Source organism: Microbacterium sp. (assembly GCF_031988965.1).
Lineage (GTDB): Bacteria > Actinomycetota > Actinomycetes > Actinomycetales > Microbacteriaceae > Microbacterium.
The window spans coordinates 1-7991 of the sequence record NZ_DALZXX010000132.1 but is presented as its reverse complement, the minus strand read 5'-3'; the positions used below and the strand labels follow the sequence as shown (position 1 = coordinate 7991).

Sequence of the window (7991 nt, the reverse complement as noted above, 5' to 3'; positions counted from 1 at the left end):
GCTCGACCCAGCGGCGCATGCTCCGCAGCTGCTGCCGCAGCACCTCGTCGCTGCCGCCGGCCTCGTAGACCGCCCAGGGCACGATCGTGGCGGCATCCGCCCATCCGGCCCGCCCCATGTTGTCGACGTATGCCGACCCCATGCGCATGTCCTCGAAGCGGATGATGTCGGGCACGACCGAGGCGACGCCGCCCTCGTCTGTCTGATCGATCTCGAGGTCGCGGAGCCAGCTGCGCCAGAACGCCTCGGCATCCATCAGGGTGCTCGCGGTCGCCGCGAACGCCTGTGCGTCGCCCGTCCAGCCGAGGCGCTCGTCGCGCTGCGGACAGTCGGTGGGCACCGACACGAAGTTGTCGCGCTGCGACCAGAGGACGTTGGAGTGGAAGCGGTCCAGCGCGGCCGATGCGGAACGGAAGCTCGACCGCTGCGGCAGATCGCTGGAGATCGCGACCGCCGTCGCCGACAGCACCTCGACGTCGCCGCTGATCTGGGCGTATTGGAAGCCGTGGAAGGTGAACTGCGGCTCGAGCACGTGCTCGCCGTCGCGATCGAGGATGTAGTGATCGGTCGCCGCGGCGGTCCGGAGCGCCGCGGTGTGGAGCTCGCCCGACGGTTCCAGGATCTCGGCGTGGCGGATGGTGACGCGGTCGCCGGCGGTGCCGCGCACGATCAGCCGCACCCAGCCGGTGATGTTCTGTCCCGCGTCGAACTGCGCTCCGCTCTCATGGGCCGTGCGGGCCATGTCGAGCTCGGAGACGACCCGCACCGGGGGCGCCGACCGGGGCTCGAACCGGCCGAGGTCGGAGTCGATCACCTCGGCGGCGGTCCACTGCGCGTCGTCGAAACCGGGCGTGTGCAGACCCGCCGGCGCGTGGTTCAGGTCGATCGCGGTGCCGTCGTAGATGCTCGCCGATCGCACGGCGCCGAAGCCGCCGCGCCACGAGGTGTCGGTCGCGACGAGCACCCCGTGCTCGGTGTCGATCTGCGCAAGAGCCCCCGAGCGGTCGCCGTAGATCTCGGTACGCAGCGCGAAGCCCATCCGCCCGCGATACCAGCCGTCGCCCACCTCGAGCACGATGACGTTCGTGCCCTCGTGCAGCAGGCCGGTCACGTCGATCGTGTCGAGCAGCACCCGTTCCTGGTACGAGGTCCACCCCGGGGTGAGGCGCGCGTCGCCGGCACGCCGACCGTTGATCCAGGCGTCCACCAGACCGAGCGCACTCAGGCGAAGCCGTGCACGCTCGGGCAGGGTGTCGACGGCGAACTCTGTGCGGAGCAGGGCCACGGGGCCCTCGACCTCGCTGGGGATGCCGATCACCCGCGCCCGGAGATCGGCGGACTCGAGCCCGGCTTCCACGACGAGCGGGGCGCTCCAGTCGGTCCATCCGTGCGCCGTCGCGATGCGCACGGAGAAGGTGCGCCGCTCTCCCGAGGCGAGGTCGCCCGCGGGGATCGCGACGGAGTCACCCGAGTGCACCACGTCGCCGGGCGTCGGAGCCGCGCCGTCGCCTCCTGCGGCGATCTGATAGCCGCGCTGCTCGGCCCCCTCGTCATCGCTCTCCCACCGCCAGGTGAGCCGCACTCGGGCGCCCGGGACTCCGAGGAGATCCGCGCCGTGCTGAGAGCGCAGGGACACCACCCGAGTGGAGGCGTCGGTCAGCGAGGGATCGGGGGCTGCCGCCATGGCATGGTTCCTTCCGGGTGGGTGCGTCATCGCATCGCGGGCTGCGTGTTACCGCGCACAGCCATATTGAATGCATTCAATCTCCGATGTCAAGGAGAGAGACGAGTTCCGATCGAATCATTGACGCAGGCTGGAGATCGTCGTATCTTACCGAGAGTTGAATGGATTCAATGCCGTTCGACCGCACCGGCCCTCGACGATGAGGATGCGTCCGGAGTCCAGCTTTTACAGAGAGGTAAAGGATGAACAGCACCCGTACTCGGAGAGCCCTTGTCGCCGCAGCAGGCGTCGCGGCTCTCGCACTCCCGCTCGCCGCATGCAGCACCGGCGGTGGCGGCGGCGACGGCACGACCGAGATCACGTTCCTCGTCCCCAACTCGGGCACGAACGTCGAATCGGCCGAGGCGATGATCGCGGCGTTCGAAGACGAGAACCCCGACATCACCGTCAAGATCGAGTCTCAGCCCGCAGGCACCGAGGGCGACAACCTGATGAAGACCAAGCTCGCGACCGGCGAGATGGCCGACGTGTTCTGGTACAACTCCGGCTCGCTCTTCCAGGCGCTGAACCCCGACCAGAACCTCGTCGCCCTGGACGATCAGGACTGGGTGGGCGACATGCAGGACAACATGGCCGCGGTCGTCTCCACCGAGAACGGCGTGTACGGCGCCCCCTTCGGCGCGACGCAGGCCGGCGCCGTCGTCTACAACAAGAAGATCTACGCCGATCTGGGCCTCACGGTCCCGACCACCTGGGCCGAGTTCGCCGCGAACAACGAGACCATCAAGGCCGCGGGCATCGCCCCCGTCATCCAGACGTACGGCGACACCTGGACGAGCCAGCTGTTCATCCTCGGCGACTTCGGGAACGTGCTCGCCCAGGACGCCGACTGGGCCGAGGGCTACACGTCCGGCGACCGCAAGTACGTCGACGAGCCCGCGCTGGCCGGCTTCGCGAACCAGCAGGAGGGCTTCGAGAAGGGCTGGTGGAACGAGGACTTCGCCTCGGCGCTCTACGACGACGGAGCGCGCATGGTGGCGACGGGCGAGGGCGCGCACTACCCGATCCTGACCGGCATCGTGTCGACCTTCCAGCAGAACTTCCCGGACGACCTCGACAACATCGGCGTGTTCGCGCTTCCGGCGGCGAACGCCGACGACACCAAGCTGACGGTGTGGCTGCCGAACGGCGTGTACATCCCGAAGACGACCGAGGGCGACCAGCTCGCGGCGGCGAAGTCGTTCGTCGCGTTCATCAACTCCCCCGCCGGCTGCGACGTGCAGAACACGGCGATGGTGCCCTCCGGCCCCTATGCGATCAGCACCTGCGAGCTGCCGGCCGACGTGCCCGGCCTGCTGACCGACATGCAGGTGTACTTCGACGAGGACCGGACGAACCCCGCACTGGAGTTCCTCTCCCCCATCAAGGGCCCGAACCTCGAGAACATCACCGTCGAGGTGGGCAGCGGCATCCGCGGTGCGGACGACGCGGCGGCCCTCTACGACGAGGACGTCAAGAAGCAGGCTCAGCAGCTCGGCCTCGACGGCTGGTGACCACGCGCTGATCTCCGGGATGCGGGCGCCCCGCGCGCCCGCATCCCGGAATCCCGACTCGACGGAGACACCATGACCGCACTCGCCACCCCACCCGCCACGGCACCCGCCGCATCCCCCGCCAAGAGAGCACGCGGACGCCGCGGCCTCAGCAGCTCGTACCCGACCTGGTTCTACATCCCGTCGGCCGTGCTGTACATCGTCCTGTTCGCGATACCGACCTTCGCCTCGTTCTACTTCAGCCTCACCCGCTGGTCGCTCTTCGACATCGAGTTCATCGGGTTCGAGAACTACACGCAGTTCTTCACCGAGCCGATGCTCGTGCAGGGCTTCGTCAACACGTTCGTCTACGGTTTCGTGACATCGGCGCTCAAGGTCGTGCTCGGCCTGGCGCTCGCGCTGCTGCTGACGGGATCCATCCTCGGCCGCGGGTACCTGCGCTCGACGATCTTCTTCCCCGTGCTCGTCTCGACCGTCGGCATCGGCATCACGTTCAAGGTGCTGATGGACCCGTTCGACGGCCTCATCAACCAGACGCTCGCCTCCGTCGGCATCACCGGCCCCGGGTGGCTCACCGACCCCGCATGGGCGCTGCTGTCGGTCGCCCTCGTCGACGTCTGGAAGGGCGTGGGCATCGCGACCCTGATCTTCATCGCCGGCCTCGTCGCGATCCCGCAGGAGTACTTCGAGGCAGCCAAGGTCGACGGCGCGAGTGCCTGGCAGCGGTTCCGGAACATCACCCTCCCGCTGGTGCAGCCCGCCACGGCCACGGTGATCCTGCTCTCGCTGATCGGCGGCCTGCGCTCGTTCGAGCTGATCTGGGCCATGACGAAGGGCGGGCCCGGGTTCACCAGCGACGTGATCGCCTCGGTGATCTACAAGCAGTACCAGGCCGGGTTCTACGGCCTCTCGACCGCAGGCAACGTCGTGCTCTTCCTCGTGGTGACCGCGATCGTCGTGCCCATCCAGTACATCCTGAACAAGAGGCAGGTGGAGCAATGACGCTCACGCGCACCATCACGACGGCGGGGTCGTCGAAGGCGACGATCAGGCGGGCGGACCGCCGTCCGCTCACACCCCGGCTGTTCGTCACGCGCTACCTGGTCGGCATCGTCGCGATCCTCGCGTCGGTCATCGTCTTCATCGTGCCGTTCGCCTTCATCTTCCTGACCGCCGTGAAGAACCCGCAGGAGGCGGCGCTCTTCGAGTTCTCGCTCCCGGCCCAGGGCTGGTTCCTCTGGGAGAACATCGTCACCGTGCTGCAGACGAGGGACTGGATGCTGGTGACGGCGTTCATCAACTCGACGGTGCTCACGGTCGCGAGCGTCGCGATCATGGTCGTCTTCGCCGCGATGGTCGGCTACATCCTGCAGCGGCGCAGGTCGCGCTGGAACCACGTGATCAACGTGTTCGTCCTGGCAGGGCTCATCGTGCCGCCGGCCGTCGTGCCGACCATCTGGGTGCTCCAGGGGATCGGACTCTTCAAGACCATGCCCGGCATGATCCTCATCGAGGCGACGTTCGGGCTGAGCTTCTGCATCCTGCTCTTCCGCGCGTTCATCTCGACCATCCCCCGCGAGCTCGACGAGGCGGCGGTCATCGACGGGGCCGGGCCGATCCGGCTGTTCTTCCAGGTCGTGATGCCGCTGCTGAAGCCGGTGGCCGTGACGGTCATCGTGGTGCAGTCCGTGGCCGTGTTCAACGACTTCACCGGCCCCCTGTACTTCCTCCCCGGCGACGCGAACGCGACGGTGCAGCTGACTCTCTACAACTTCCAGAGCCAGTCGCTCAATCAGTGGAACCTGCTGTTCATGAACATCCTGCTCATCACGATCCCCCCGCTGGTGATGTACATCTTCTTCAACCGGCAGATCGTCGCGGGAATGACGAGCGGGGCGGTGAAGGGCTGAGTGGCGTCAGAAGAACTCGGCGGGGATCGTCCCGCGGAGCCAGGCGAGCTCGTTGTCGCGGATGAAGACCGAGAGCGACTCGTCGCGCGTCTGCCCCGCGCCCAGCCACTGATCGAGCTGGCCGATCAGCGCATCGCCCGCGGCGGTGCACTGCTCGGTCAGCGCACGGTCCCAGGCCTCGACGAAGCCCGCAGGCGTCGGCACCTCGCGCACCAGGGCGTGGATGTACTTGGGGCCGGGCATCAGCCGCCGCGATGCCGCGAGCGCGGCGCGCGCCGCCGCGAGAGTGAGGTGGGTGGTGGCGTGCTGCAGCAGGAACGGGTCGCCCCGCTCCTCGGCCTGGCGCAGGAAGTAGCCGCCATAGAGATGGGCCTGTGCGATGTGCGAGCGGACGCGCTCCGCCCACACCTCGTCGCCGAGAGCGCTGATCGCGGCGACGAGCCCCGCGAGCTCCTCGGTGCGGCTGAACGCCACCCGCGCATCGACGAACGACGCCCTGGTCGGATCGTCGCCGCGCGCGGCCGCCGTGCGCAGATAGTCGAGGTCCGCGAGCTTGACGTCGATGTACGACCCGGGGTAGTCGACGCCCACCCGATCGATCCACGCCCACCGATCGTCGGCGGCCGCGCGGGCGAAGGCCTCGTCGGTCACGACCAGGTACACGTCGACGTCGGATCCCTCACGCTCGGTCCCGTGCGCGACAGAACCGACGAGCACGACCCCCACGACGTCGTCGTCCGTCGAGACCTGTGCGACATAGGCGTCCAACGCCCGTTCCTGATGCTCCACGCCCGCTCCTTCGCGTCGTCGACGACCGTCGTCGATGAAACGATACAAGCCCTCGCGCCGAGCTTGCGCGATCCCCGCCGCATCCGTACACTTGAAACGATTCACAAACCAACCCAGGAGTCGTCGACGATGACAACACCCACACGCGTGTGCTTCCGGCTGCAGGTGCGGCCCGAGCTGCTCGACGAGTACCTCGACCGCCATTCCCCGGTCTGGCCCGAGATGCTGGCGGAGATCGCCGCCGCCGGTCGCCGCAACTACTCGCTCTTCCTCGCCGACGGCGGCACGCTGATCGGCTACTACGAGGTCGACGACGACGCGGCCGCCCAGGCGTATCTCGCCGCATCCCCCGTGGCCGCCCGCTGGGAGGCCGAGATGGGCCGCTTCTTCCTCGGCCTCGACGGGCGCCCCGATCAGGCGGCCACCACGCTCACCGAGGTGTTCAACCTCGAAGACCAGCTCGCCGAGGCCGGCGAGTCCGCAGCATCCGACACAGACAACCGCAACGACACCGAAGGCAGCGCCTCATGAGCATCCTCTCGTCCGACAACCTCGCCGCTCTCGAGCAGCAGGGCATCGAGCTCCCCAGCTGGGCGTTCGGCAACTCCGGCACCCGCTTCAAGGTGTTCGGCACGCCGGGCACTCCGCGCGACCCGTGGGAGAAGATCGCGGATGCCGCGCAGGTCAACAAGTACACCGCGCTCGCGCCCTCGGTCGCCCTGCACATCCCGTGGGACCTCGTCGACTCGTACTCCGACCTGCGCAAGCATGCCGAGGACCTCGGCGTGACGCTGGGCACGATCAACTCGAACACCTTCCAGGACGACGACTACAAGTTCGGAGCCCTCACGCATGAGGACGCGGCGATCCGCCAGAAGGCGATCGACCACCACCTCGCCTGCATCGACGTCATGGACGCCACGGGCAGCCGCGACCTGAAGATCTGGCTCGCAGAGGGCTCGAACTACCCGGGTCAGGCCGATCTGCGCGGCCGTCAGGACCGTCTGCAGGAGTCGCTGCAGCAGATCTACGCGCGCCTCGGCGACGACCAGCGTCTGGTGCTGGAGTACAAGTTCTTCGAGCCGGCGTTCTACCACACCGACGTTCCGGACTGGGGTACGTCGTACGCTCAGGTCGCATCGCTCGGCGACAAGGCGATGGTCTGCCTCGACACGGGCCACCACGCCCCCGGCACGAACATCGAGTTCATCGTCATGCAGCTGCTGCGCCTCGGCAAGCTCGGCTCGTTCGACTTCAACTCGCGGTTCTACGCCGACGACGACCTGATCGTCGGTGCGGCCGACCCGTTCCAGCTGTTCCGGATCCTGTTCGAGGTCGTGCGCGGCGGCGGGCTGAACAACCCCGACGTGGCCTTCATGCTCGACCAGTGCCACAACGTCGAAGACAAGATCCCCGGCCAGATCCGCTCGGTGCTCAACGTGCAGGAGATGACGGCGCGTGCGCTGATCGTCGACCGCGAGGCACTGACCGCCGCGCAGAAGTCGGGCGACGTGCTCGCCGCGAACGCGGTCTTCATGGACGCGTTCTACACCGACGTGCGTCCGGCCCTCGCCGAGTGGCGCGAGTCGCGCGGTCTCGCCGCCGACCCGATGGCGGCCTACGCCGAGTCGGGCTACCAGCAGAAGATCGCCGCCGAGCGCGTCGGCGGCGTGCAGGCCGGCTGGGGCGCCTGAGCCCTCCCTGCCTGACACCACGAGACCCGTCTGGATGCGGGAGCCGATCCCCGCATCCCGACGCCCCATCGACAGAAGGACGGATGCTGTGAGCGACGAGGTGCTCGACGGGCCGCACGGCCCGCTGCGCGTGCGCGTGTACGTGCCGGAGACTCCTGCAGGCCCCGGTCTCGTCTGGGCGCACGGCGGAGGGTTCGCCGCAGGCGAGATCGACATGCCCGAGGCCGACTGGGTCGCACGGAGCTTCGCCGACCGGGGCATCGTCGTGGTCTCGGTCGACTATTCGCTCGCGCCGTTCCCTCGCACCTGGGCTGCGGCCGCCGGGGCCCCGGAGCGTGCCGGCGTGCACTATCCGGTCGCG

At 68.2% G+C, this 7991-nt stretch carries 8 protein-coding genes; 6 read left to right on the top strand and 2 right to left on the bottom strand.

Annotated elements, in window-relative coordinates; all coding sequences use genetic code 11:
* Nucleotides 1–1684: family 78 glycoside hydrolase catalytic domain (locus tag RTM68_RS15440; RefSeq protein WP_312172568.1), on the bottom strand; the 1684-nt coding region annotated here is incomplete at its 3' end.
* A gap of 242 nt (nt 1685–1926) precedes the next feature.
* Between RTM68_RS15440 and RTM68_RS15435 the strand changes: the two genes are divergently transcribed.
* From RTM68_RS15435 to RTM68_RS15425, 3 genes are all read left to right on the top strand, one after another.
* Nucleotides 1927–3237, top strand: coding sequence for an extracellular solute-binding protein (locus tag RTM68_RS15435; RefSeq protein WP_312172567.1), 1311 nt, complete (start codon nt 1927–1929; stop codon nt 3235–3237).
* A 72-nt stretch (nt 3238–3309) separates the two neighbouring features.
* Nucleotides 3310–4239, top strand: a complete 930-nt coding sequence (locus tag RTM68_RS15430; RefSeq protein WP_312172565.1) for a sugar ABC transporter permease — start codon at nt 3310–3312, stop codon at nt 4237–4239.
* Entirely contained in the window at nt 4236–5147 is a 912-nt protein-coding gene (locus RTM68_RS15425) for a carbohydrate ABC transporter permease (protein WP_312172563.1), read from the top strand. The genes RTM68_RS15430 and RTM68_RS15425 overlap by 4 nt, the downstream gene beginning before the upstream one ends.
* A gap of 6 nt (nt 5148–5153) precedes the next feature.
* On the opposite strand, the gene RTM68_RS15420 is transcribed toward RTM68_RS15425, so the two are convergent.
* A complete protein-coding gene (locus tag RTM68_RS15420) occupies nt 5154–5936 on the bottom strand; it encodes a nucleotidyltransferase domain-containing protein (RefSeq protein ID WP_312172561.1) in 783 nt (260 codons plus the stop codon).
* 129 nt (nt 5937–6065) lie between these two features.
* On the opposite strand from RTM68_RS15420, the gene RTM68_RS15415 reads away from it, so the two are divergent.
* From RTM68_RS15415 to RTM68_RS15405, 3 genes are all read left to right on the top strand, one after another.
* Nucleotides 6066–6467, top strand: a complete 402-nt coding sequence (locus RTM68_RS15415) for an L-rhamnose mutarotase (RefSeq protein ID WP_312172559.1) — start codon at nt 6066–6068, stop codon at nt 6465–6467.
* Nucleotides 6464–7630 carry an L-rhamnose isomerase gene (rhaI, locus tag RTM68_RS15410; protein ID WP_312172557.1) on the top strand — a complete coding sequence of 389 codons (1167 nt, stop codon included), beginning with the start codon at nt 6464–6466 and terminating at the stop codon, nt 7628–7630. Before RTM68_RS15415 ends, rhaI begins: the two co-directional genes overlap by 4 nt.
* Nucleotides 7631–7718: 88 nt before the next feature.
* On the top strand, nt 7719–7991 hold a 273-nt coding region (locus RTM68_RS15405), incomplete at its 3' end, for an alpha/beta hydrolase fold domain-containing protein (protein WP_312172554.1).